12 protein-coding genes and 2 pseudogenes are annotated in these 26,322 nt (G+C 42.7%); 2 read left to right on the top strand and 12 right to left on the bottom strand.

The genetic code is table 11. The features are described 5' to 3' along the window. Positions 1-413 precede the first annotated feature (413 nt). The 12 genes and pseudogenes from BHV72_RS00645 to BHV72_RS00700 all read right to left on the bottom strand — a co-directional run bounded on the left by BHV72_RS00645 (position 414) and on the right by BHV72_RS00700 (position 25,126). The gene (locus BHV72_RS00645; RefSeq protein ID WP_022042928.1) at positions 414-3,236 is read right to left on the bottom strand and encodes a ligand-binding sensor domain-containing protein; all 2,823 of its coding nucleotides are present in this window, start codon (positions 3,234-3,236) and stop codon (positions 414-416) included. Between the two features lie 159 nt (positions 3,237-3,395). Then, positions 3,396-6,578, bottom strand: a complete 3,183-nt coding sequence (locus tag BHV72_RS00650; protein WP_286853530.1) for a glycoside hydrolase family 2 TIM barrel-domain containing protein — start codon at positions 6,576-6,578, stop codon at positions 3,396-3,398. Positions 6,579-6,675: 97 nt separating this feature from the next. Then, positions 6,676-7,941: an alginate lyase family protein gene (locus BHV72_RS00655; protein WP_229093513.1), complete on the bottom strand. Its 1,266-nt coding sequence runs from the start codon at positions 7,939-7,941 to the stop codon at positions 6,676-6,678. Positions 7,942-7,991: 50 nt separating this feature from the next. Further along, positions 7,992-9,458: an Ig-like domain-containing protein gene (locus BHV72_RS00660; RefSeq protein WP_286853533.1), complete on the bottom strand. Its 1,467-nt coding sequence runs from the start codon at positions 9,456-9,458 to the stop codon at positions 7,992-7,994. Positions 9,459-9,492: 34 nt separating this feature from the next. Continuing rightward, on the bottom strand, positions 9,493-11,214 hold the full coding sequence (locus BHV72_RS00665; RefSeq protein WP_022042924.1) for a RagB/SusD family nutrient uptake outer membrane protein: 1,722 nt from the start codon (positions 11,212-11,214) through the stop codon (positions 9,493-9,495). Positions 11,215-11,241: 27 nt separating this feature from the next. Continuing rightward, a pseudogene (locus BHV72_RS00670) lies at positions 11,242-14,390 on the bottom strand (SusC/RagA family TonB-linked outer membrane protein). A gap of 44 nt (positions 14,391-14,434) precedes the next feature. Then, positions 14,435-14,950, bottom strand: coding sequence for a sigma-70 family RNA polymerase sigma factor (locus BHV72_RS00675; RefSeq protein WP_008021644.1), 516 nt, complete (start codon positions 14,948-14,950; stop codon positions 14,435-14,437). 186 nt (positions 14,951-15,136) lie between these two features. After that, positions 15,137-17,908, bottom strand: a complete 2,772-nt coding sequence (locus BHV72_RS00680; protein WP_286853542.1) for a two-component regulator propeller domain-containing protein — start codon at positions 17,906-17,908, stop codon at positions 15,137-15,139. A gap of 101 nt (positions 17,909-18,009) precedes the next feature. After that, the gene (locus BHV72_RS00685) at positions 18,010-20,289 is read right to left on the bottom strand and encodes a heparinase II/III domain-containing protein (RefSeq protein WP_286853544.1); all 2,280 of its coding nucleotides are present in this window, start codon (positions 20,287-20,289) and stop codon (positions 18,010-18,012) included. 29 nt (positions 20,290-20,318) lie between these two features. Beyond that, a pseudogene (locus BHV72_RS00690) lies at positions 20,319-21,398 on the bottom strand (serine hydrolase domain-containing protein); the annotation flags it as partial. A 112-nt stretch (positions 21,399-21,510) separates the two neighbouring features. Beyond that, complete coding sequence (locus BHV72_RS00695) at positions 21,511-23,433, bottom strand: glycoside hydrolase family 127 protein (protein WP_286853546.1); 1,923 nt, start codon at positions 23,431-23,433, stop codon at positions 21,511-21,513. 82 nt (positions 23,434-23,515) lie between these two features. Continuing rightward, positions 23,516-25,126 carry a hypothetical protein gene (locus BHV72_RS00700; RefSeq protein WP_122264935.1) on the bottom strand — a complete coding sequence of 537 codons (1,611 nt, stop codon included), beginning with the start codon at positions 25,124-25,126 and terminating at the stop codon, positions 23,516-23,518. A 152-nt stretch (positions 25,127-25,278) separates the two neighbouring features. Between BHV72_RS00700 and BHV72_RS00705 the strand changes: the two genes are divergently transcribed. Further along, complete coding sequence (locus BHV72_RS00705; protein WP_286853550.1) at positions 25,279-26,061, top strand: HipA family kinase; 783 nt, start codon at positions 25,279-25,281, stop codon at positions 26,059-26,061. Beyond that, on the top strand, positions 26,039-26,322 hold a 284-nt coding region (locus tag BHV72_RS00710; protein WP_286853551.1), incomplete at its 3' end, for a DUF3037 domain-containing protein. The genes BHV72_RS00705 and BHV72_RS00710, both read left to right, overlap by 23 nt.

Below are 26,322 nucleotides of genomic sequence, written 5' to 3' on the forward strand. Positions count from 1 at the left end.
AAAATGAGACTCTATAAGCTAAATACAATATGTTTTCGCTCAGCTTACACTCCTTTACTTTCATCCCTTCATTCTTTTATCTTCTCTCCTTTTATCATCTTGTCGTTTTAGTATCTCATTAAAGCTGTCACTGAAATACTAGAGATAAGTTTCATTGCATTAATGACAAACTTACTTTGTACTTATAGTAAAGTTACTGTTGATTTAGAATAAACTATAAACGCAAGCTTTGTTTTTATAAATGAAACCTTCGTTTTTATAAATGAAAGTTGCGTTTATAAAAACAAAGCTTACGTTTATAATTTAATCCCTATGAAAAACAACTTTGTAATAGGAACAAGAAAAGTTTATGCAGGATGAAGCAGAACTTATCTATTAATAGATTACAGATTAAAAAAGAGGTTCACCGAAATTTATTCCTCCTTAGCAGTTCCACCTATGCTACGGATATATTCGTTCGGAGTGACTCCCGTACTCTTTTTGAATGACCGGAAAAAAGAAGCACGTGAACTAAAGCCGCAAAGTTCTGCCAATGCAGTTAACGTATAGCGGGAATAGTGACTGTCCTCTACCATTTTCTTAAATTGAGTGACGCGGTATTCATTGATAAAGTCATAGTAAGACTGATTGAGATACTGGTTCAAAAGATACGATAATGAATGCGAAGAAGTATCTAATGCGGAAGCCAGATCACCCATTTTCAAGTCGGAATTAATATAAGGCTTTTCTTTCTCAACATAAGCCACCAGTTTTCTATGAAGCTCCACGCATTCTTCTTCAGTTAACCTATTCGTCTTATACTTCTCTTCGGTAACAGTAGACGACTGTTCAACAATTGTTTCCGACTGTTCCGTCTCTTGTTCTTTCCGGGATATTTCCTCCACCGGTGTTGAAGCTACCTGAACAGGAGAAGTGAGTAAACGGCGCATACGCTTCCATACATAATAACGTATAAAGGCTATAATTCCTATGATTAATAAGACAAAAAGCGCCCATCCCCACCAAGGTATCATAGGAAGTACCGTCACTTGACAGGTAGCTTCCGAATGTTCATTTCCCGGAAGACGGACACGGAATGTATAAGTCCCGGAAGGAAGTCCATAATAAGAAACCTCGTTCTGTGCTGCCAATAGTTTCCAGTCTTTATCAACCCCTTCCAACTGATATTCATACAGCAAGGCAGAAGGCAGTCCGTAGGCAAAATCCGTAAAACAGAAAGTAAGATTATTCTGATTATATTTCAAAGACGAACCGGTAAAAGAAACACCATTAGCCAATATATCTGTAAATACTATCGGACGCGCCTTACCACGTACTTCATCCACACGCTTCGGGTCAACGTAAATCAATCCTTTGGTATTGCCGAACCATAGTATTCCTTTATCGTCTTTATAGGCAGCTCCGTTGGTAAATGTTGGTCCGGGCACTCCATCGTTGAAAGTGAAAGCGTCATACTCTTCGCCTTCTTTCTTTATACGCAGCAAACCGTCATTACAGCCTACCCACAACCAACCTTGATTATCCTCTACAATCGCCATCAGAGAATTGTCGGGAAGAGTGGAAAATACGGACTGATTATAGAAGCGGTCCATTGTCAGCGTAGACGTAAACAAACTCCCTTTCTCACGGATAAAATAAAGGTTATGTTCGGAATCTTCATAAATCGTTCGAACTTTGTCTTTATTCACGAATCCTTCAGGAAAAACATTGGAACGCAAGTTCTGGGAAGCCGGGTCATAAATACACATACCGGTTTCAGTGGCAATCCACCCTTTACCGGTAGAATCAAAACTGACCTCATACACGTTGCCCTCCGGCAGTTGAGAATTGGCACTGGTAAAGTGCTTTATCTGTTTTGTCTGCCCATTATAGTTGAATAGTCCCTGTGAGGTTCCTATCCAGAGATTTCCCTTTGTATCCGGTTTCACACAGAAGATATGTCCTTTTTGAAAAAGCTCCGTATCACTTTGGGAGAAATATTTTAGCGATAACGTCTCCGGATTCAATACCATCATGCCGCCCCCATAGGTACCTATATAATATTCTCCTTGATAGAAGCTGATTGTCAGTATCAAATCCGAGGTCAGGACAGGTTTTACAAAACTCTTGACCATTCCGGTAGCCTCATTTATATAGAACAAGCCGTCACGCGAACCGATAACTTTCTCCTGCCCTCTGCTTATGAAAGAACGGATAGAGAGGTTTGCCGAATTAAACAAAGGTGGATAGGCATACGTACGGAAAAGACCGTTCTGGTAGAGTGAATAATCCAAGCCTGCCTGAAAATGCCCTACCCAAACGGCACCCCTGTCATCTACGAGTAAGGAGTAGACAGAATTACTGCGAATCCCTTCCTTATCACTTACATCATGGTAGAAACGACGCGTCACCTGCTGTTTTTTATGTGAAAGAAAATGGACGCCATTGCCATCGGTAGCTATATAGACGGTTTCTTTTCCATCACTAGAAATATCGGAAATAACATCGCATCCTAAAGATATCGTATGAGAAAACGTCTTCTTTTTCATATCAAAACGTACTACTCCCTGGCTCATTGTCCCCAAGTAGAGCGTTTCCCCGATACGGGTGAGGCAACGGAAATAATCGGCTTCGGGCACATTTTCCTGAAAATGCCAGGAATCAATCTTTCCGTCTTTCAATGAATAGGAGAATAGCCCTTGCACCGTAGCCAGCCATAGTGCGGTTTTATCTTCATTCAGACAAATATCCATGATTCTGTTACAAGCGGCCAACATATTCCGGTCTGTCAAAACTTGGAGCAACTGACCGTCTTTATGAATGAACAAGCCTTTCTCCGTACCAATATAAAGAATATCTCCATCGGATAGTAACGTATTGACGGCAAAATCTATCTTTTCGGGAACAATCCTCTCCAATTGGCCACTTGCACGGTTCAACCGCCAAAGTCCGATACCATTTCCCACCCAAAGTTGCTTATTGGCAGTTTCCGTAATCGTATTTACACGCTTTTTTCTTCCCGACTCAATGCCCCGGAATTCAAAATGGCGCACTTTCACACCGTCAAAACGATCGAGGCAATTATCTGTCCCTAACCATACAAAACCTTCGGAATCTTTATAAATGGCATTGACCAACAGTCCGGATAATCCGTCGGACATGACGACATTACGGAATGTGTAATTCTGAGCTTGCAGTTCCACACCACAAACCAAATATATTAATATAAGAATCAGATATTTAATCGTGTTCTTCACTTACAACTGCTTCCTTTCATATTAAACATGTGACAAACATACATAAAAATCTCCAAAAGAGCACATTCCTTTTCCTAAAAAAGTCTCCCCTTCGTATTTGTTGTATATGACAAGCAAATACGAAGGGGAGAGATTATTTACTCAATGCTATGAAAGATTTTATTTGCGGCTGTTCAAATAATCATTTTTATCCGAACCTTTTTCAACCAATTCAATCATATAGCTATAAGTATATTTCTTGTCAAGCAAGCGATATTCATTGTGCGGATACATTCCCCAACTATTATCTCCGCCTAATCCGCGCTGCTTCAGGTCAACGTGCAAGAAGATATTTTTTTGCGGAACAATGTCGATAGTATGCTGTAATTTACGAGTCAGACCGGGGTCAAGATCTTCCGGTGAGAAATGCAATGCGGAAAATGAGATAGGTTGCAAGCCTGTAATTTTCACTCCCAGTCCTCCGCTATCCAATAAAGTCAGCCAACGAACATCTGTTTTATTTCCTGTTTCCTGCGGACGTATATACCAATAGAATTGATTTTCTACCTTATCCTCATATCGTCCGATGAAGGCCCCCGAATAACGGTCGATATAGTTTTCAAAAGGCCCTCTACCATAATAGGTCAGGTTTTCATAAGGTTGATGCAATTCCATACGCATACCAAAACGGGGAAGTTCGGGAAGTTTCGTTCCTGTCAGGTCGATACTGCCCGTCACAATGACAGTTCCGTTATCCCGTACCAAATATTCCATCGTATAAGGCACTTGAATATCGCTTAAGACCCAATCAACCCTTACGGATAACCCTTTTTCATTATTCTCCCCTATTGTCACTTTCTTCACATAGCGGTTGACATGGGCCGTCCGCCAGACACCTGCCAAAACGGGCATTTTATTCCCAAAATCATTATCTATCGGAGCACGCCAAAAGGCTGGTTCGGGATATTGCCTGATAGGTTGCTTGCCATTTATCATATAATCAAACAAGATTCCCTTTTTCAAATCAATCTTACCTGAAACGGCACCTGATTGAAAAGACAAAATATTGTCTTTTGTTTCATAAGACAGTTTTCCCGAACAAGGCGGAAGCGATGTGAAGAAACTACTTTTATTTAATTGCATTTGCTCTCTAGCTACTTCATAGCCAGCAGGTACTAAATCGGTAGCAACCCGGGTGTGCACATAGAGATTAAGGAAATACTCATTTCCGTCTTCTGGAATAACGGGGAGAGATAAACGTATCTCTTTCTCTTCATGAGGTTTTAAATCAACATTGAAATCCCCCGTAGATATTTTTTCTCCGTTTTTGTATATTTCCCACATGAAAGCATACTCATCCAGATTGGTAAAGTCATAACGGTTTTTAATAGAAATAATTCCTTTCCCCAAGTCTTTTGCGATAAACTGAATGTACTGATACACTTTCTTCACTTCATACGCTTGTGGTTTAGGAATACCATTGGCAGAAATCAAACCGTCAGTTCCCGTGTTTAGTTCCCCTTTCTTATCTTCCAGCCATTTATAACTACCCATCTTACCATTATACGTCCAATAAGTACGTCCGTCTCTTGGTTCGGTCTTTATCTTAAATCCCTGATCCATAAAATCCCAGATAAAACCGCCCTGCAAGTTAGGGCTGTCATAAATAATATCCCAAAGGTCTTTAAAATTGCCATTGCTGTTTCCTTGGGCGTGAGCATACTCACACATGATAAACGGTCGCTGTTTGCCGGACTTCCGATATTCTGTTATTTTCCACATATTGGGATACATCGGACAGACAATATCTGTATTCCAATCTTCCCAAGCCTGCTCGAACTGTACAAAACGACCGGGGTCATATTTCTTCAAACGTTTATACTCATCGTGGAACACGATTCCATTGCCACATTCGTTTCCTAATGACCATCCGATGATACATGGATGATTTTTATCCCTTTCGACCATTCGGGTGATACGGTCGACATGAGCAGCATACCATTCGGGACGATAAGCAGGATGCGGAATGGTATCTTTAAAATAAGGAACCGAACCCATTCCATGAGTTTCAATATTGGCCTCATCCACTACATAGATACCATATTGATCACACAATTGATAGAATAACGGATGATTGGGATAATGACTGGTACGAACAGCGTTCATGTTCAGTTGTTTAATCAGTCGCAAATCATTCATTATGATTTCGCGAGTCTGCGTATGTCCCAAGCTGTCGTTATGTTCGTGACGGTTAACACCTTTTATATAGGTGGGTACACCATTTACCAGTAGCCGTGTATTCTTAATCTCAATGCGACGGAATCCGACTTTATGAGCCACTACCGTCTGTTGCTTGTTGTCATTGGCTCGAAGTGTCAGAATACAGTCGTAAAGCGAAGGGTGTTCAGCGCTCCATTTCCGTACATTACGCACAGTGCCTTCGAAAGTAAGTGTAGTACTTATATCTGAGATACAATATGCTTTCTGCGCAGATAAGACAGTCTTCCCCCCTGCGTCCTTCAATTCGAGTGTAAGTGTCCCTTTTTGTAGAGTTGCATTAGCATTGAACGAACGCAAGTCTACAGTAGCCCGAAATTGCCCGTGTCGGTAGGTATCGTCCAGTCCTGCATGCAAAAAGAAATCCCAAATGGTCGTTTGGGGATAAGCGGTCAGAAAAACATCGCGTTCGATACCGCTTAGACGCCAAAAATCCTGGTCTTCCATATAGCTGCCATCGTGCCAGCGATACACCTGTACAGCAAGTAAGTTCTCTCCTTTTTTTAAATAGTTTGTCACATTAAATTCTGCCGGAGTCTTGGATGCTTTAGTCATACCCACCTGCTGTCCGTTCACATAGATACGGGCGTAGCCGCTGATGGAACCGAAGTGCAACAACACTTCACGCCCCTGCCAGTTTTGAGGAACCGTAAATGTGCGCCGGTAAGTCCCCACAGGATTATCAACGTCGATATAAGGTGGATTGGGTGAAAACACATACTGAATGTTGCGAATTATCGGCTCACCGAATCCTTGGATTTCCCAGTTGGAAGGGACAGTAATTGTATCCCAATCATTGTCGGATAAATCTGTACAATAAAAATCTTTTATGCTTTCTGCGATAGAGGGAGCATAAACAAATTTCCACGTACCATTCAACGAGTATTGCCAAGACGATTTTTGTGGATTATCGTTCACAGCATCATCTGTCCGCTCATAAAGGCGAAAGTCAGCGTGTGGTTTCTCTTTGTTCCACTCATATTTGGTGGGATTTTCCCACTCGTTGTTTTGCGCCTTTGCCGTTTGAGACAAACCACCAAAAAGACAGGAAAGGAATAATAAGGTAGAAAATAATCTATTTATCATAAGATAAAGGGTTGTGAGGGTTTCCATTGAGTAACGTCAAGGAGTTAAGAAGCCTAACCTCTTAACTCCTTGAAATCAGTAAGAAAATCTCAAAAAGTTATTCTTCAGTATACAATAATGTTCCAAACCCCAAATCACCGGCTTCGGCAGTACCACGCTCGCCATATCCTTCGGGGCGTTCTTTTTCGGCAAAAGCTTGCGAATATGGAGCATTCATACCTTTCACCTTGGCATAATGGTTGTAAAGGAGTTCCCATCCCGGACGGGCACGCCCTTTACCGTCGGCCGACACCTTCTCGTGCCAACCGTATTTGGGGTGATAGTAAGGTTCGAAAGGCATTTCCACATCTTCGGCCGAAGTTAAGTTATACTTAGCCGTATATTCGCAGAGGTCGAGAATGATGTTGTCGTTATAGGCAAAAAGGTCGATACCCATGTTATAGGCTGTACGACAGAAGTAAGCGTGTAAGCCTACGTTGAGAGTAGCGTGCCCCTGGTCGCGTCCCATCTCTTGGCTCTGTGCCAAATGTCTGCCTTTCACTTTTCCCGCAGGATCCTCGTGCATGCCTTTCACCGACCATTCGATACAGCCCATACCTTTTCCGTGATAGAAAAATTCCAAGGCTTGTTTAATCTTGGCATCGTCATCGTTCAGCACGCCGATAGAAAGAATCGTGAGCATGGCGGGCAGATCCCAACTCATCCAACCCGAAATGGCTGAAGAATTAAAGTGGTTATCCAAAAAATCATCACAGATAGGATAGAAAGTTTTATCTATCCATTTCTTGAAGACTTCAAAATCTTCGGTTTTCCAGCCTTCGTAATCCCGCATCAATTCAGCGGGAGCAGCAAACTGGTATCCGATAAATCCGGCGGCAAGCAGACGATGGCTGTCGTCGGGCCATGTTTTATAATTCACCCCCTTACAAGTCTTAGCCCATCCGTTCAGAATTTTAACAGCTGCCTTGGCATAATCTTCATCTCCCGAAATTTTCCAGCGTACAGCCAACTGATAAGCGGCACCGGCATCGAAAGCGGCCGTATTGAAGTTGCCACCTTGCGAGTGACGTACAATTTCTTCTTGCGGGTTTGCGTTGTAGCTCAGTTGGGCAAATCGGCTTTCGCACAATTTTTCCCAACCGCTAATCCAAGGTTCGGCACGTTCGTTCACTTTGCGGCGTGCGCGTTCAAAGTCAGCTTCGGTGTTCACCAGACAAGGATGCTTGATGATGTACTCATAATTTTCATTGGGGTTGATTTCGCGTTGCCATGGTTCGGGAGTTCCATTCTCAAACTCAGCACTACAGCCGATCAGCAACACAAACGTTATGCTGCTCACGAAGGTATAAATCAGATTTTTCATACATTCAATTTTCATTTTGTTATTCAATCAGTTTCCAGAGAAAGTAGATGCTATTGTTTACCACTTTCGTTCTTTATCAAATCTTTCAGTTCTTGTTCCGATTCGAAAGTCTTTATCCAATCCACATAAATGCTACCTGTTTCATTGGTTTCATACCATATTTTCCAAAATTGAAGTTCCACCGTGTCGTACTTCGTCAATGAGGTAGGCATATACTGTTGGTTTTTGCCAAGGAATTTCTTCGTGAAGTCGGCGTAGAATACTTTGTATTCACCGCAATCTACCACAGTCATGGCATTTTTTCCTTTATCGGTATCTTCGCCATATTTACCGGCTACGGTAATACCGCTTCCGCCCCAAATGTCTAGATACCACTCTATACTCGTTGATGCTTCGAACACATTTTCGGGAAATTTCATTTTAAAGGCTAAGATGGGATAGTTGGTTACGTTGAACCCAAAACCGCCGGTGCGACAAATGCGAACAGCTTTGTAAGTCTTATCTTCACCGGGGAAAATACGAAGTACTCCGTCATTCTCCATCCATTCAAATTCCCGGTGAGTAAAGTTTCCGAATGGCTGCCAGATATTCTCGACAGTAAACTGGTCGTTCATTAAACCTTCGCTCACGCTGACACTCATCGTAGCTTTGACAGGTTTACCATCACCATAGTCGGCCAAAGCGGTAATTACTGCATTGCCATAAGCCTTCGCCACGAACCGGCCTTTTTCGTCAATCTCTACAACATCCGGCTTACTGCTTTCCCATGCGATGTACGAAAGCGTAGCATCTATCGGCGTTACATTCATCTGTGGAGTGTAGGTTTCGCCCAAAGCTAGTTTGTCTGTTTCTTTCACAAATTCCATACTTTCGATATAGATAATGGGCTTCACCTTAATTTCAAACTCTTTCGTGAAATGTTTGTCGTCGGTAGCGGTAACTTGGATGCGTGCCTTTCCTTCAGCTATGCCCTTCACCTCGCCTTTTTCATTGACGGTGGCTTTATCGGGAGTTAGGCTTTTCCAAATCAACCCGGGGTAAGTGGGGTCGGCCGGAGTAGTCTGCCAAGTGAGGGGCAAAGTCGAGGTTACAAACACTTCGAGGTCTTCATTAGTGAGATTGATATCAGTGATGTGAATAATTTCGTTTACTACCTTCACATTAATGGTCGAAGTGACAGAATAGCCCACAGCCGGCTTGGCCGAAATTACCGTACTACCGGCCTTCACTGCCGTGATGCGTCCTTCGGCATCTACGGTAGCCACATCGGGCACAGTCGATTTCCATACCACCTCTTTGTTGAAAGCCTCATCAGGACCTATAGTATATTTTATCAAAGTGTCAGTGCCTATCAGCAGAGGCAGTTCGGAGGTCACTTCAAGGTTGATTTCCTTAACGAGCACTCTCTCTTCTAAAACAGGGGATACATCGTCATCGTTGCACGAAACGGTCATCATCAAGCCAGCTGTAATCAGTGCTGCAAACACACCCTTTTGAAGTATATTTTTGTATGTCATAATTCGATTACTTTATAAATGAATAATGAATGGATTATTGGTTCCAACCCGGATTTTGTTTCAAGTTGGAGTTCAGTTTGAGCTGGTCGGTGGGCAGCGGCAATAAGTAATGCTTTTCATGCCAGTTGCGTCCTTTCTCGTGGATAATACAACCTTCACCATCTTTCTCCTTAAAGGAAGCATCAGGCCATCTGTTTTCAAAATCGGTACCTTTCCACTTCACACCGGTGAGGTTCATCGGCATTTCGTCTTCGGCCGTTTTCCAACGCTTCAGATCATCAATGCGGAAATTCTCATCGAAAAATTCGATGGTACGCTCACGACGAATCTCTGTGCGCATATCCAAATTATTCGCCGTAACAAAGTCGTTAGTCAAGTCAGGCATTTCGGGGTTGATGCGTTTGCGTGTCAGGTTCAAACTGATGGCTAAGTCTTCATCCGATATTTGTCCATCGCGTTCAAACACGGCTTCGGCATAGTTCAGCAGTACCTCGGCATAGCGGATGATAGGGAAATCGTAAGCTTCCATACCGGTAGGCACTCCGTCGCGTTCGCTACACCACTTGTGGGGAAAGTACCCCGTACCCGTCTGAGGCATGAAGTTCCTATGCGAGGCATTGGCTATTTCGGCTGCATTGCCGCTCCAATCAATGCGTCCGCCGTTTGTACCCCAGTAAGTTTGTCCGGGCACCATAAGCTGATTGTTCATGCGGTTGTCGCGATTTTTATATTCATCATCCACTTTCGTGTAATTCCACGTTTGGGGATTGATGGGCAACCCATTGCTTTGCAGATACATATTAGCCATTTTACGAGTAACATACAAGGCATTACCCAAACGCCCTTGGGTTATGTTGAACCCGATAGAATTGATAACAGGGTCGTGACGGCGGGTAAAGATATACTCTTTATTACCTGTTTTATTGATACTGGCAGGGTTCGACTTTTCATTTTCCAAGATAAAGAGATACTTGTAGGCCTCCGTACCCAATTCTTGAGGAGCAAAAAGTTCGAATGCTCCGCCCGCCATCACATCATGAGCCGCCTGTGCTGCGGTATTGAGCAAATCTTTTGTACGTTCGGTATTTTGACCGCCATTATGGAATTTCTCCCATGTACCTTCATAGAGGGCTACACGCGAAAGAAATGCCAAAGCGGCTTCGCAGGAGAGGCGGCCTTCATCGCTGCTGCTGATAGCCTTATCGACGGGTAATAGTTTAGCGGCTTCTTTCAAGTCGTCAATGATGAAGTCAGCTACCTCGGTACGCGGATTACGGGCCTTCTGCATCTCAGGCGAGTCGATGTCGAGCGGTGTGCGGGTAATGATAAGATCACCATAAGCCTGCAACAACTCAAAGTAACAATAAGCACGGAAGAAACGGGCTTCCCCCACCGAAATGGCAATGTCGGCTTGTTGTTCATACGTATCGGCTTGTTGCAATAAAGTATTGGTTTGACGAATACGATTGTAATTGTCGGTATAATGCTTGTCTGACGACGGAATACTGTTCGTTCCGTTACTATAGATGTTCACCGTGCTACCGGCAAACAAGTCCGAGCGAATATCAGCGTGCTGACTGTCGTCGAGCCATCGAAAGTCGGCCGACCAGCTGTAGAACTGGGTGGCAAAAAGTTTGAAGTGTTCGGGCGACTTCCAATAGTTGGTATCCGCCAATTGCGTCTTGGGTTCAAGGTCTAAACACGACTGCATGGTCATGGCGCAAATGATTCCTAAAATATATGCTATTTTTTTCATTGTTATCTTCAATATTAAGAATAAAAATTAGAATATGGCATTCACACCGAAAGTCACGGTGCGGTTAAACGGATAGCGTTGCTTGTGTCGGCGCCCGATACATAAATACGCAGGTTGCTGATAAAACCGCTCTTATTCATCCATGCCTTTGGCAATGTGTAACCTAGTACAATCTCTTTGAGACGCAGGTAAGCTCCGTTATCGGCCGACCAGGTAGAAGGAATGTAGTTGTAGTTATTGATGTCATTACTGTTTGAATAAGTAGGGAAATGGTTATTGGGAGTTTCAGGACTCCATACATTACCTACCGACTGGTTGGTAGTGTTCAGCCAAATAGCTTTGAAAGGCACTTTCCAAGAGTCGATTTCACGATAAATGGTACGCTTGCCCACACCTTGGAACACGGTATTGAAATCAAATCCTTTCCACTCGCATCCGAAATTAAACGAGAACGAATATTTTGGGTCGTCGGAACCAAGAAATACAAGGTCGTCTTGTGTCAGTTTACCGTCTTTGTTCACATCTTCATACATGTGGTCGCCCAAACGCAAGTTGGCAGGTAGAGCGATAGAGTTGCTGCCCACATATTTGTCCACATAATAGTCCAGTTGGTCTTGGTTTTGTACCTTGCCCACATAGCGGTAACCAAATACCGAGTTGAGTGGGTAGCCATTCACAGCTTCGTTATAACCTGCGCTCACCACGATGTTACCTCCATCGACTAGTTTGTTGGTCATATAGGTTAACGTACCGCCAACGTGGTAGTTGAAACCGCCTATCTTGTCACGCCAAGTCAAGCTGGCATCGTAACCATTGGCCTCAAACTTACCGCTATTAGTACTGGGAGCAGTTCCACCCAATACACCGGGGTGCAGACGCGAAACCAGCATATTGTCGTTTTTCTTTTTAAAGACCTCGAACGTACCTGTAAGGCGATTGTTGAGGAATCCGAAGTCAATCCCCAAGTTATAGTTGTAGATACGTTCCCAAGTACGCATGGTGCTCACCAGTCCGGCAGATTCCACATAGGTTCCTTTCGAGTTGCCCAACAAAGCGCCACTGTTCGATTTGTAATTGTAAAGTTGGATGCCGTCATAGCGTCCAATACCATTTTGATTACCTACCTCACCATATGAGGCACGTAGTTTCAGTTCATTCACATAGTCACGCAAGTTCTCCATGAATTTCTCTTCAGTGATACGCCATCCAGCTGATGCGCCCCAAAAGAAGTTCCAGCGGTTCTTGGGCAAAAATTTCGAAGAACCGTCGTAGCGAGCATTCACTTCAACCATATATCTCGACTTGTAATTATAATTCAAGCGACCGAAATAAGAGAGAATGGCTTCCTCCCAACGGTCTACCTTGTCTATGTAAATTTGTCCTTTACCGTTAAGCGATTCGATTGCCGCTTCTACGTCCATTGCTTTGGTGCCGCTATAATCGTAAGCGGCATAATCGTATTGCACACCTCCCATAAGCGATATGTCATGAACCTCATCAAATAATTTCTTATAAGTGAGGAAAGCTGATGCCGTGTAATTGTCGGTACGCGCAGAACTTTTAGTATACGATGATTTTTCTTTTGCGGGATAGGGAGAGTTCTCATTTTGAATCGGTGTACCGTCGTATTGATACCAATCAATCGAAAGATATTGTTCGTCACGGGCCGCATTGTTCGTTGAGTATCCCAAAGTTCCCTGAAAATCAAGACCATCCAAAATGTTCACTTTCAAAATCTCGTTCACATTCATTGTGGTCACCACAAGTTTGTTGTCACCACCCAATTCGGCCGACCAGTTAGGGGTATGAATGCCTCCCCACGCATACGGTTTGCCATCAATAGTCGAAACCGGTAGCCCTGGCTGTGGTATGCTACTGCCTAATATACTACCAATCTGTGTAGGAGCCACCTGATGCTGACGACTAGCTGACATGTTGGTTTCCAAGCTGATACGGTTGTTTATCTTGAAACTGTTGAATAAACGTACGTTATAGCGTTCGTTCGAGTTGTTCCCCCATTGCAACGTCCCCTGGTCGTTCAAATAACCCAACGAAAGTCGGTAGGTCGATTTTTCCGAACCTCCGCTTACGCTGAGGTTATGCTGGGTAGAAGTGGCATTTCCCCAAAGCACATCAGTCCAGTTCATATCGTGAAACACAAAATCGGCCACACCACGGAATCCTCCCGGAATGGGATCTTCATCGGGGTTGTTTCCACCATGCAGATTAATCCAACTCCCCTTCATCGCTTTAGCCAAACGGGCATAACGTACCCAGTTGTCATCTTCGCCATAGCCGTCATTCAAACGGGCTTGGAGCACACCGTCCGTCCATTCGTCCATGCTCATCATGCGGGGCTGTAAACCCACAATTTTACGTGTAACCGAACCACTATATTCCACTTTGGTTTTGCCGGCATCGGGACGTTTGGTAGTTACCAAAATCACACCACCCGCTGCTTTTGCGCCATAAATAGCAGCCGAAGCATCTTTCAGAAAGTTAATGGTTTCGATATCATCGGCATTGAGTTGAGCCATCTCGCTCACACCACTGGCTGGTACACCGTCAATAATCAAGAGAGGTTCTACCTTGTTTTTCGAGACAGAGCCACGAATTGAGACACCCCATCCTTCTTCACCAGGAGCAGCCGACGATCGGGTGATGCGTAAGCCCGGAACCTGACCTTGCATAGCCGAAAGCGGATTGGGCACCGTACCTTTGTCTTTAAAAAGTTTTTGGTCGACCACTGTTACCGAGCCTGTCAACGATTCTTTTTTCTGAGTACCATAACCTACCACGACAACCTCATCCAGCACCTCTGTATCTTCGTGCATGATAATTTTAGCCAGATTCGTCCCTTTTACAGAAACTTCCAACGTCTTATAACCAATAAAAGAAATCACCAACGTACCACCTGATACATTATTCAAAGTAAAGTTTCCATCCATATCCGTTATCGTACCATTGGTAGTGCCTTTCACCTTGACATTGGCACCAATAACAGGTTCTCCATAGGAATCCACGATTTTACCTTTGATTGTCCCAGTCTGCGAAACAGCCTGTACTTCTCCCACATAGGCAAATACCGCCTGCGGAGCACCTGTTACAAGGGCAGAGGCCATCACCGTAGAGAATAGAAATCTTCTCGATGAGAATCTGAAGAGATTTTTTTTCATATACATAAAATTTAAAACTAACATTTATACTATTTATTCTAATATTAGATACACTGTTGGATATACTCACGGATTTCTTTCCGACTGATAAACAAGTGGTTTTCCACCGTACGGGAAGAAATTCCCAATTGGGCGGCAATATCAGCCGAGGATTTATTTTCGAAACGACTCATGATATAAATCTTCCGACGTTGTTCAGGAAGCTGATTGGCGCGCTCCCATTCGCATGTCAATAGATTATTGGCAATGATCTGACTCTCCACTTCATTGGTACAAGTAGGAATCCGGTCGAAAAGATAGGAAGTTACTTCTTGAGCTTTGTAAAAACGACGCAAATAGTCCGTTACTAGATTCCGGCAAATCGCGAATATAAAATGTTTCACTGTTTCCGGACGCAATATCTGCTTATAGTCCATCAAACGCAAAAAGACATCTTGTGACAGATCTTTTGCTTCTTCGTCCTTACCTATTTTATAATAGATATAAAGATAAACGGAATGATGATAACTCTTATAAGAGTCAGCAACCAGTTGAGTGGATTTCATGTTTATATTTTCCATTGCTTAGATTTTTGTTTATCATTACGCTGGCAAATATAAATGGTAAATACGGAAAAGAAACAATAAAAAAGGGCGGATAGATTTCATCCTATTGGAAGGAAAACAGAAGTCGTAATACCTACTGGTAATCAATCAATTATACAATCACAAACTGGAGTCTCAAATTATTATATGAGACTCCGACAATCAATCTTCATTAGTTCGTCCTATACTTTGGACGTATTCATTCGGGGTTATTCCAGTTGTCTTTTTAAAATAGCGGAAAAAGGAAGTGCGAGAACTAAAACCACACAGTTCAGCTAAAGCACTTAAGGTATATTTTGAATATTCATCCTCATTAAGTAACCGTTTAAACTCAGCTATGCGGTAATCATTCAGATAATCATAATAATTCTTGTTCAAGAACTGATTAAACACGTAGGACAATGTATATGGAGAGACGTTCAGCACTGACGCCAAATCCGCAATCTTTAAATCAGGGTTAACATACAGTCTTTTTTCCTGCATCAACATATCCAATTCGTCTGCCAGCCGATGACATTCTTCCATACTCACATTGCTCTTTCTGTATTTTTCTTCAATTATCGGTTTCTCGGTTTCTATGACGTCCGCCGCAAGAGCCGGAGAGTTCTTTTTTCTCCGGTAATAAGCATAGCTTAAGCATATTATTGCAATCAATAATAGAATTGTTCCCCATAAGGTCGCGTTAAAAGAGGAAGCAATAGTCACTGATAAACAGATTTCTGAACCGGGCTCACCAATCCGACGGATTTTGAATTGATATTTCCCAGAAGACAAGTCATAATAGGTCAGTTCGGATTTACCACCTAACAACTGCCAATCATCATCCATCCCTTCCATTTTATATTCATAAGACATATATGCAGGATCGGAATAGGTAAATCCGGAGAAACAGATAGTCAGATTCTTGTGCGACGGTTCCAAAGAGACTTTATAGAGATGCTGTTCTCTCTGTATAGCAGGATGATAAGGTTCTTTACCATTCACATATACATCTGTGATAGCCAGGGGATAACTATTTTCTTCATCTATATCACGTAAATCCCTGGTCAAATAAATCAATCCTTTGGAATTGCCAAACCAGATTGTTCCCGAAGCATCTATAACAGGGCAACAGGTAATAAAAACAGAACTCGGTAATCCATCCACAAAAGTATAAGGAACAATTGTACTTTTTTTATCATAACGGTACAAGCCCAGATTCGTACCAATCCACAGCCACCCTTCACGGTCTTCGATCATAAACATGGCGTCTTTCCCTTCCAAAAGAGTACCTGGCTGGAGTCTTCGAAAATGAGTCATTGACAAATCGGAAATAAAAATGGGGCCTTTATCCGGAAGGAAATAGAGTTCGTGGGAAGAATCTTCATATACTGTCCTGATTTTCTCTTTATGTATAAAGCCTTCGGGGAATACATCTGATTTTATGCTACGAGTGGAAGGATCCCAGATACATAAACCGGTAGCCGTACAAATCCAGCCCTTTCCTGTAGAATCAAAGCATATATCAAGCACATTCCCTTCCGGGAGTTTGGAGTTCGAACTGGTATAGTGATTGAGTTGTTCGCCATCTTTATACTGATACAAACCCATTGAAGTGGCAATCCACAGACAACCGTCATTGTCCGACTTGATGCAGAAAACATGTCCTTTCACAAAAGGAGTCTCCGAAGGTTCAAAATCACGGATAGTTAATGTAGAAGAATCCAGTATATACATGCCACCACCATACGTACCGATATAATACTTTCCCTGAAACGGGTAAATACACATTATCATATTAGAGCGTAATTGAGGTGACTTGAAACTCCTAAAACGCCGATTCTTCTCATCAACATAGAACAAACCATTGCGGGAACCTATCAATCTTTCATTCTCATTGATAGCTATGGCCCGTACCGGTATGTCTTTTGAGTCAAAATAAGGAGAATAAGAATAGGTAGAGAAAAGCCCGCTCTGATACAGTGTATAATCAAGTCCCAACTGATAGAATCCAACCCATATCAATCCTTCTCTGTCCACCAGCAATGAATAGACTGAGTTAGAGCGGATTCCGCCATTAGTACCGGGTTCATAGCAGAAAGATTTCATAACCTTATTTTCCGTGACAGATACAAAATGTACTCCATTTCCGTCTGTTCCAACATAAAGTATATCTTTTCCGTCACCCGACAAAGAGGAAATTACATTGCATCCCAAATCAATCCAATTATCCCTGAACTTCCCTGTCGATATATCGAAAACAACCACTCCATGTTCCATTGTTCCTAAATAGAGCCTGGAACCAATTCGTGCCATTTTCCGATAAGTATAATCCTGTCTATCATTGTCACCGTATGGACATAAAGTTATTTTTCGGGTAGACAGATTCATTGAATATAGTTTGGAGCGGGTCAGAATCCATAATGTATCTTTTTCTCCCATATTCAAATCGACTATGAAATTATCCGATGACCACATATCCGCATTGATAGTAATCTGCTTCATTTCATTATTTTTGCAGACAAACAATCCTTTTTCGCTGCCAATATATAAGGTTCCCTGCGCATCGGTCAATAAAGAACGAACTCCGAATTTTATCACTTCAGTAACAAACGGTTCTAATTTACCGGATTCTTTATTTATCCGCCAAAGGCCCATATCGTTTCCCACCCAAATCTGATTGCCTTGCGTTTCTGCAATAACATTCACCCATTTCAGTTTCTCATCATCTCCGAATATCGGATAATGCTTGAAACGGAAGCCATCAAAACATTCAACTGACGTAGCTGTTCCAATCCAAAGATAACCTACGGAGTCTTTATACAAGGCACTGACCGTTAAATCAGATAATCCATTTGTTTCTGACAGACCGCGAAAGGAATAAGAAATCGGATAGGCAGACAGAAAAAAAGAAATAAATATAAGGCTTGTTATATGTCGTATCAGATTATTCATAGGATTCATATTTGATAAAACAATGCAAACCTACATAAAATATCCCTAATTTTATGTAGGTTTATACAAAAACAAAACACATTCCTCATTAAAAATGAGTGTTAATCTACCAGCTTTATACTCAATTGGGATTGTTTATAAACAACAGGAATTCTCTTATTATTAACCTCTACTCTTACAGGCTTTTTCTTACTCCTGAAACTGGCATTTATCTTCGGTTGTCCGTCTATCCAAAGATTGAGTTTCTTATCTTCTTCCTTTTGAATGACAAACAACTTGACCAAAGAAGAAAAATAGGTTTCCTTATCACGTCTTAATGCACTTCCATAGCAGATAAAGAAATCTGTGGCGTCTTTGGCTTCCGTTCCTTCAGGATAAGAGACTGCAAACATATAGGCATCTGTCATCCAGCCGTCCGGCATAATCCAGGAGTTGCTGTGCATCAGCCTGCCGTCTGCTAATTGATTAATATAAAGATCGGTCACTTTACCTTTGTGGCGGATACGAAGACCAATCCAGTCCTGCCCTTCCCGCCGTTCCATTTGCGGCAGATCTTTTTCATCAGGAGTATCCTTCAAAATAATAGCTGTCAGCCCTTTTACACGGTTCACTTCTGCGGGCAAATGGAATGAATAATAAGTTTCGGTACCTTTCAGATCTTCAGTTGGAGCCTGTATTTCTTCCCAATACAAATCTTCCGGATAATCGTGCACAAAATCGGACTTAGCAAGCAAACGGGGATAAAGAGGACGAATCACAACGGAAGAATTACCATTCGTCACATTCACGTCAACTCCCGACTTTTTATAAGTCCCGTTGGTATGCCACAGCCATTCAAAACGACCGACCTTATGCGTCTTTAAATCATCAATCATGTAAATCACATCATCCATCCAAAGAAAATGACGGAAATTACGGCTGAAATTGTTTGAAACGGGCCCCGTTCCATTAGCCAGGACATATTTCACATTTCCCGCATCCAAAAGATGATATAAATATCCCCGCAAAGTAGAACCGCTATATTGCTGCTCACGGGGTTGTCCCTCGCCATTGAACAGTACTACATTATGCGCCTGGTTTTGAAAGAAATAATTTCGATAAGCAGGATTAGGATACCAGCAATTTCCACCGTCTTTTATAATATCCACTCCTTTGTGAAATATAATAAAGGAATTGGCGTCCGCATGAGAGTGATTCCATGTATGACCGCTTTTTACAGCCAGCATCGTAGCATCCTTTTCCCACGAATTGCGCATCGTAGCCCAGCCAAAATCAGAAAATAATTGAGAAGTCGGTAATTGAGGTATAGCGGGCGCCTTACTCAAATCGGGAGTATAAAGAAAGCCCATCGGACGATTCAGAAAATATCCGTCACGATGTTGTCCTTGTTCCACTTGACTGATATACCATAGAATAACAGGATCTTTTATACCTAATGCATACAATAACATCATGCTGGATTCGGCTGATACATTTTTATGACTATCACCAAAGTTAAGACTATGTAGCATGCCGGTACGCGGATAACATACTTGCGAAAAGTAATTGGGAAGTTTTGATAATTGGGGAATATCGCCCGCGCTTTGTCCGGGATGCGTATTTATCCACGCAATACGGAACAACAAAGCTTCCTGAATACCAAAGTTGGCGTAATTCAGACTTTCATACATTCCGCCGGCCTCATCAAAACTCTTTGCTTTCTGCTGCAATACATCACCTGCAAAGTCGAACCATTCGGGAAGAGATTCGTGAAGTTGCTCCACCCATTCCCTGGCTTCGGGGATTTCGTTTTGAAGGCTCATTGCCAATAATCCCCCTTGGCAAACGCAGGAAGTCCACCAGTTATGCCCCATTGAATTCAATGAGTGGATACGGGTCGGTTCCAACAGCCAGTCACCTAATGCAGGTTCCAGAGCAAGTCGTTTTAAGCCTTGGGCAATCTCTTTCTTTTCCGAAGATGAAAGAATATCATAGGCTGCATCATAACCCATAGCGCACAAGAAACTTTTATGTGCCAACCCCAGATGTGAGCGCCACACCGGGATACGTGCCAGCATTTCCTTATCTCCCCATGTTTCGGCTTTCACAGCTTTCAGCAATATCTCTTTTATTGAATTTGCATAGCTTTTGTCCTTTGTCATCAGATAAGCCAATGCCAGATAATCCAGTTTGTTAAAGTCATTCTTTTGTAAAGCTGCATCGGCAGTCTGTTTAATGCTTTCCCAGGCTTCCTGCAATTTCGGTTCATTCTGCATACGCTGCTTCACTTGCTGAATGCGTTGCGGAGTATATAAGAGTGAAGGATGATTTATTTTCTGCGCTTGTATATATGATGACGAAAGACACAAAAAACAGATGATAGCAATAACAGTTTGTTTCATAATATTTGGCTTATTCTATATATTGACTATTTAACAATCTCCGAAACCGTCCGAGAAATCACAGGACTGCCATAGAACGAAGAAAAACCGTCTTCCTTAGCAGAAGGACCTACTACATGGGCGATAAAGAAGCCGTAAACACTATCACGTTTATTTATCCAGGGGTAAGCGCCAGCCCAACCCGGAGAACTGATTTGATAGGCTTCGCCCGTCTTCTTATCTATTAATTCACGCCATTCGCCCAATCCATAGATACCGGTATGCGACTGTCCCAGTGCTATTTCCGTGTATTCCCCGGGAGAAACAAGGGCATCCTTTACTTGATTAGCCTGCATTTCCTTTACTGTCTCCGCAGTCAGTATCCGTTTTCCTTCATACGTTCCTTCATGGTAAATCATAGATAGGAAATGAATATAATCGTTCAAGGTAGTACACAGACCACCACCTAACATCGGGGCATGTCCGCCATCAGTATTTATCGGAGTAAAATGAGAATTCTTCATTTCCAATGGTTGCGCCAATAGTTCTTGAAAGAGAGTTTCAAACTCCTTTCCCATTGCCACTTCCGCCATTCTTCCGGCAATCTGCATGGCAAGCCCTCCATACTGGAACCGGCTTCCCGGAGTAAAAACCGTATCTAACGGCAATATCTCAATAATGGCAGAATCCAAATGATTGTAATTATCTACGCGCGGTTCAGGAAGATAGGGACGCACTCCGGAAGTATGAGATAACAATTGTCGTAAAAGGATTTTTCCTTTGGCATCTCCCTTAAACTCCGGCAACCACTTTTCCACAGGGTCATCCCATTCCAAACTAGTACTGTCCACTACCGCTCCGATAACAGCAGCAGCCACCCATTTTCCGGCAGAGGCTACGTATACTTTTGTATCAGGAGTATAGCTACCGTAGTTCTTCTGAAAAATGACAGAATCATTCTTTACTACACAAATAGAAGCACCGGGATAGTACTCTTTACTCACCCAGCCTTGAATAACAGAATCTAATGAAGAGAAGTTATAACGACTCCCTTGTACGGATGATACATTGCAGGAACCTGCAATTAAACAGATACTTATAAAAATTACGATTAATAATCTTCCCTTCATTTTCGTTATCTATTAACTTCGTATTAAACACAAATTACACGAACTACGTTGTTGTTTGATGCAATTATAATTATAAAACCGCGTAATTCGTGTAATTCGTTCTTAAAATTTTCTATTTCGACTGCAAATCCCAATATACCACATAACGCTGATGATGCAAATCATAAAGCGGACGAATCACATCTCCTTGTTCTGTTGTAAATTTCAGTTCTTTTCCTGTACGCTGCAAAGTACGTTCCGGATGTTTCATATCTATTTTCAATGAGGTACGCAAATCGGCAGGCACATGGAAATTATAAGTATAATAATCATTATAAAGAGCAGGATTAGAGAAAGGTGCGGGAGCCTGCATACCTTCCGTACCCCGTTCTCCGGCAAGCACTAACGGGCCATACAATAAAGCCACTTTATTCGGATTATCGGGAGTGGCTTCCAATTCAATCTGCATCGGGTAAGTAGCCGAGATACGGTCATTATCTTTCCAGTCACGGGTGATAGCGATGTAAGAACCCGGCTTTTGTTTTACTGCCACTTTTTTACCGTTCACAAGAACTTCCGCTTTTTTACTCCATGAAGGATATCTTAGATAAACAGTAGTGCGAACCGGTTTCTCGGCACGAATAGTTAACAGGGTCGTTTCCTCTTTCGGAAATTCCGTTTCCTGAAGAAGGGTTAATCCTTTTTCTTTCCAGGTGACTTGGGAAGGAATAAACAGATTTACATAGATTCCCTGGTTGTTGTGGTAGTAGATAGCTTCTCCGTATTTAGCATGATTTTCGAATCCACTGCCGACACAACACCAGAAAGAGTTCTCTTTGGTACTATACAGTTTATGTGAGCCCGAAAGTAAGGGTAAGAAATAAGTGACCATTCCTGTTTCCGGATCTTGCTGTCCCAGAATATGATTATATAGTGCCCTTTCATAATAATCGGCAATAGATGAATCGCCCGTCCAACAGAAAAGATGACGACTAAGCTTCAACATATTATAAGTACAGCAGGTTTCTCCGGTATAGCCGGTCAAGTGTTTAGAAAATTTCTTCGGGTCGAAAAAATGCTCCTTATCACTACTGCATCCCGGAGCAAAAGTATGGTGGTCAATCATAGTATGCCAGAAGAATTCCGAGAGCTTTTTGCTGGTCTCATTCTCTGTCAGTTCATAGTTACGCGCTTCGGCTATGACTTTCGGGATAAACGTATTCGTATGCTTGGTTCCCAAATCGTCCCGAAGTTCTTTCAACGGGTCAATTACATCATTATGGTAGAAATATTCAGCCAACCAACGGTACCGTTCATCTCCTGTGATAGCATACAAATTGTAGAATGATTCATTGACACCTCCAAACTCATTACGTATCATGAGTTTGCGGGTTTCTTCACTAAGTGGTTTCAGTTTGTTATAAGCCCAGTCGCCCATTTTGGTCACTGTTTTCAAAGCCTGCTGATTATCTGCATACAGATATTGGTCTATCAGGCCGGAATAAAGCTTATGCAAAGTGTACCAAGGTGCCCAAACACTCTTTCCCCGGATATTACGGTTTATCAGTTCTTCGGGAAAAGCACTTAAATATCCGCCTTTCAAAGCGTTCTGAACCTCGGTCAGCCCGTTGACAAGGCTATCCCCTTTCAACTTGAAAATCTCACTTCCGGTAGCAGCATACATCAAAGCGTAAGCCGAAAGCAGATGTCCGGTAGTATGTCCGCGGAGCTCACAGTCCAAAGATTCCCAGCCACCGAGTTTTTTCACTGTCATATAACCGCCTTCACGACCCGCAAAGACTCCGGCATTTGTCCGGAAACTATGCAACAGGCGACTTACGTCAATAGAGGTCATCCATGCGGAATCCCGCAACATATTGTCACGAAAGCGACTCGGTAATAAACGGACGTCCTTCAAATCAAAACTTTCTACCCGAACAGGAGCCACTGTCTCTTTTTTCATTTTCCCCTGGTGCTGTCCGGGGTACACAGATTGAGCCGACGATATAGCCGATACTGCCAATAATGCGATTGCAACTAAAGATTTCTTATTCATAATCATTTTTAATATCCTTATTTATTATTGGATACGAATAGACTCCGCCTATTACTCAATGCAAAAATACGAATTTAATATTTCATGGATAAATGAAAAAACTTCGTTCTACCGGTTCGGCAGTCTGTACTTCTCCTGCCAATCCATATTGCCATGCCACCACAGTCACTTTCAACGGGAACTTACTGCGTGGGGGAATTCGAGTAAATACCAACTTGTTTCCCTCTATTTCTGCCGGCCCTTCTTTCACGTAGTAATATACGGGTAACCCGCAATCGGAAGTTGCATGTAAAGAGATAGTTTCCGTGCCTTGCTTCACATCGTCAAGACCCGGGAAAAGAATATGCTGACGTTTACCTTCCGTATTGCGATAGGGAATCCGGAAACTAAGTTCCTGAACTGTGCTTTTATAGTGCTTGTCACCGTCATTACCGGCTAGAAGGCAAATATCTCCCGTACGGCGCTGATTGTACATTCCCATACGGTAGAAACGGACAGTAAAAGTAGTGTCGTTCACTTTCTGAACCGGGCCACAGATACGGGTTATTTCAGGAGAAGTGAGCGAATGTTCGTCAGAAATTGCAGTATGCAAGCTATCCGTATATACAGCTTTCAGATGAAAAGTCAATCCGTCTTTTTCCGGCAGGAAGCGGGCGGCAACTTTCACATGGGATTTGGGATTATATGTGAGTAATTGCCCCTTTTGTACAAAACCTAAATATTGTGGTTTCTTCCCTCTCTCCCGGCGATAGCGTTCTTCCGTCATTTCAGCCATTTCCTTATCGAAATACCAGAATGCATCGTGCGAGTCTCCTTTATACTCTTTATAAGGAGCAGCTTTTGCACGTTTCTTCTGATTCGGATGCCACCTTTCGGCAAGCCAGCCATTCTGCGGATTCAGTTTCTTCAATTCCACAGGCTTATTCAAATCATACGTTGCAGGCATACGATATTCCAGTGCTTTCTTTAAGAACAACGCAATATAACCAGCGGTGCGGTCGGCTATATCGAAATGTCCTCGTCCTGTGTCGCAAAGGAAAGAGACGCAACTTTTAGGATACATCATACGGAATGCCAAAGCCGGATTTACACGGTCTTCCCACCATTCGTATTCGCCTTCAATCATCAATCCAGGGATGCCGTCAATCGTACGTTTTCCCCACTCCATATTGTCACGACCATATCCGGTAAGGTTAGTGCGTGGCGCATCTCCATGCAAAGAGATAATGGCTAATGTGCGGTCGGGATTCCAGGCCGCAAAGTTCCACGGATAGGTAGCCATTGCCGAATGTCCGAACGGAACAATCGGAGCATATTTCAATTCGTTATATCCGCTAACAGAAGCAAAGTCATCCAGCATTTGTTCAAATGCCTTCTGGCTTCCGGCAGTTATGTCCCATTTCTGATCCCACCCCGGAGTTATCCATATCAGTGCCAGACCTATTTCAGACATTTTCTCCCGAAACAAGGCGTTCTCAAACAAAGTTTCTTCCGTCATATTATGAGTACCTATCATAACCCCTTTTACTTGGACACAATCAGACGGTATCCATAAAAAAGCCTGCGGATGGTCATTCGTCTCGTTGGAAACAATACCCGAAATCTGCACGGACCACTGCCATTCGGCAGCTATGCTACTTGGCAATAAACTGACAGCCAATATTACAAATATAAAAAAACGAAGTAGTTTCATGTTTAATTCATTTATCATTCTCCCATATAATACGCAGTAATGACTACATATACTCAACCGAAAAATATAAAAAAACTATTATTATCGGAAGCCTTTCACCGGCTATTCCACAAAAACGTTGTATCTTTATTCTCAATTAAGAAAGGAGTTATATGGATTTACGTACAGCAAATGTCACAAGATATATTCTTGCCCTGCGGGAAGGGGGCTCATTACCGGCTTTGGCCGAAGCTGACGATGAATTTAAGTATGTGGTAAAGTTCAGAGGGGCAGGACACGGGACGAAAGCGCTGATTGCCGAACTGATTGGCGGGGAAATTGCCCGTACGTTGGGGTTCAGAGTACCGGAGATTGTTTTTCTGAACCTGGACGAGGCTTTCGGACGGACGGAAGCGGACGAAGAAATACAGGATTTGCTTCAATGGAGCCGCGGGTTGAATCTGGGGCTGCATTTTCTGTCGGGAGCATTAACATTCGACCCCGTTGTGCATAAGGTAGACGGTAAGACAGCCTCGCAAATTGTGTGGCTGGATGCCTTATTGACCAATGTAGACCGTACTATCAAAAATACGAATATGCTGATGTGGCATAAGGAACTGTGGTTGATTGACCATGGGGCTTCCCTCTATTTTCACCATTCATGGACTACTTGGCAAAAGCATGCGCTTAGTCCGTTCGTGCAGATAAAAGACCATGTGCTGTTGCCGTTTGCTGATAAATTGGAAGAGGTGGATGCTGAGTTCAAGCAACTGCTGACTTCTGATAAAATCCGGGAAATAGTCAATGCAGTTCCCGACGACTGGCTGAACTGGACAGACGGACAGGAAACTCCGCAAGACCTGAAAGATATTTATATTCAATTTTTAGAAGAAAGGATAAACCATTCCGAAACATTTGTAAATGAAGCGCAAAATGCAAGAAAGGCACTTATATGAATACGCAGTCATCCGTTTCGTCCCCAGGGTTGAACGTGAGGAATTTATTAATGTAGGTATTGTACTGTTTTCCAAACGGTGCAAGTATCTTAAATCCCTTTATACAATAAATGAAAATAAATTGAAACTGTTTTCTTCCGAATTGGACGTTAGTTGTTTGAAAGAGGGATTACAGGTCTTTGATAAGATATGTCTGGGGAATAAGGAAGGGGGAGCGATAGCGAATATGGATATTCCCGACAGATTCCGCTGGCTGACTGC

This window comes from Bacteroides sp. 43_46 (assembly GCF_001915455.1).
In the GTDB taxonomy this organism is placed as follows: domain Bacteria; phylum Bacteroidota; class Bacteroidia; order Bacteroidales; family Bacteroidaceae; genus Bacteroides; species Bacteroides caccae.

Bases quoted from the DNA above. Each gene is read 5' to 3' on its own strand.
- BHV72_RS00650 (WP_286853530.1), bottom strand. From the start codon at position 6,578: ATGATAAATAGATTATTTTCTACCTTATTATTCCTTTCCTGTCTTTTT.
- BHV72_RS00655 (WP_229093513.1), bottom strand. From the start codon at position 7,941: ATGAAAAATCTGATTTATACCTTCGTGAGCAGCATAACGTTTGTGTTG.
- BHV72_RS00660 (WP_286853533.1), bottom strand. From the start codon at position 9,458: ATGACATACAAAAATATACTTCAAAAGGGTGTGTTTGCAGCACTGATT.
- BHV72_RS00665 (WP_022042924.1), bottom strand. From the start codon at position 11,214: ATGAAAAAAATAGCATATATTTTAGGAATCATTTGCGCCATGACCATG.
- BHV72_RS00675 (WP_008021644.1), bottom strand. From the start codon at position 14,950: ATGGAAAATATAAACATGAAATCCACTCAACTGGTTGCTGACTCTTAT.
- BHV72_RS00680 (WP_286853542.1), bottom strand. From the start codon at position 17,908: ATGAATAATCTGATACGACATATAACAAGCCTTATATTTATTTCTTTT.
- BHV72_RS00685 (WP_286853544.1), bottom strand. From the start codon at position 20,289: ATGAAACAAACTGTTATTGCTATCATCTGTTTTTTGTGTCTTTCGTCA.
- BHV72_RS00695 (WP_286853546.1), bottom strand. From the start codon at position 23,433: ATGAATAAGAAATCTTTAGTTGCAATCGCATTATTGGCAGTATCGGCT.
- BHV72_RS00700 (WP_122264935.1), bottom strand. From the start codon at position 25,126: ATGAAACTACTTCGTTTTTTTATATTTGTAATATTGGCTGTCAGTTTA.
- BHV72_RS00705 (WP_286853550.1), top strand. From the start codon at position 25,279: ATGGATTTACGTACAGCAAATGTCACAAGATATATTCTTGCCCTGCGG.